A 1248-nucleotide genomic window follows, 5' to 3' on the forward strand; every position below is an offset into this window, starting at 1 on the left:
GTGTTCCGTTAGTTCCCGCATTTGGTAAAGCTTGCTCGCTTACCACTACCTGAGCCGTTGCTGCTGTGGTACATGGTGCCGTTGCTGCTACGGTATACGTATAGGTATTAGCCCCTCCTAATGCTGGTGACCAAGTTCCGCCTGTAGCAGGGCTTCCTCCTAAGGCTGCAAATAACTGCGCCGATGTTACCGTGCTTCCTGCACAGATCGTTAGTGTTCCGTTAGTTCCCGCATTTGGTAAAGCCTGTTCGCTTACCACTACCTGAGCCGTTGCTGCTGTGGTACATGGTGCCGTTGCTGCTACGGTATACGTATAGGTATTAGCGCCTGCTAATGCTGGTGACCAAGTTCCGCCTGTCGCTGGACTTCCTCCTAAGGCTGCAAATAACTGTGCTGATGTTACGGTGCTTCCTGCACAGATGGTGAGTGTTACGTTAGTTCCCGCATTTGGTAAGGCTTGTTCGCTTACCACTACCTGAGCTGTTGCTGCTGTGGTACATGGTGCGGTTGCAGCTACGGTATACGTATAGGTATTTGCGCCTGCTAATGCTGGTGACCAAGTTCCGCCTGTAGCTGGGCTTCCTCCTAAGGCTGCAAATAACTGCGCCGATGTTACCGTGCTTCCTGCACAGATGGTGAGTGTTCCGTTAGTTCCCGCATTTGGTAAGGCTTGCTCGCTTACCACTACCTGAGCTGTTGCTGCTGTGGTACATGGTGCTGTTGCTGCTACGGTATACGTATAGGTATTTGCGCCTGCTAATGCTGGTGACCAAGTACCTCCTGTCGCTGGAATTCCGCCTAAGGCTGCAAATAACTGCCCTGATGTTACAGTGCTTCCTGCACAGATCGTTAGTGTTCCGTTAGTTCCCGCATTTGGTAAGGCTTGTTCGCTTACCACTACCTGAGCCGTTGCGGCTGTGGTACATGGTGCCGTTGCGGCTACTGTATACGTATAGGTATTTGCGCCTGATAATGCTGGTGACCAAGTTCCGCCTGTAGCTGGGCTTCCTCCTAAGGCTGCAAATAACTGCGCCGATGTTACCGTGCTTCCTGCACAGATGGTAAGTGTTCCGTTAGTTCCCGCATTTGGTAAGGCTTGCTCGCTTACCACTACCTGAGCTGTTGCTGCTGTGGTACATGGTGCCGTTGCTGCTACGGTATACGTATAGGTATTAGCCCCTGATAATGCTGGTGACCAAGTTCCGCCGGTAGCTGGACTTCCTCCTAAGGCTGCAAATAACTGCGCCG

Annotated in this window: 1 pseudogene; it reads right to left on the reverse strand. The window is 52.2% G+C overall.

The annotated features are described in order from the left end of the window. Positions 1–1248 (reverse strand): annotated as a pseudogene (locus tag ACXAG7_RS19855) (hypothetical protein); the annotation flags it as partial.

It is taken from the genome of Tenacibaculum sp. AWR4_210, assembly GCF_056160945.1.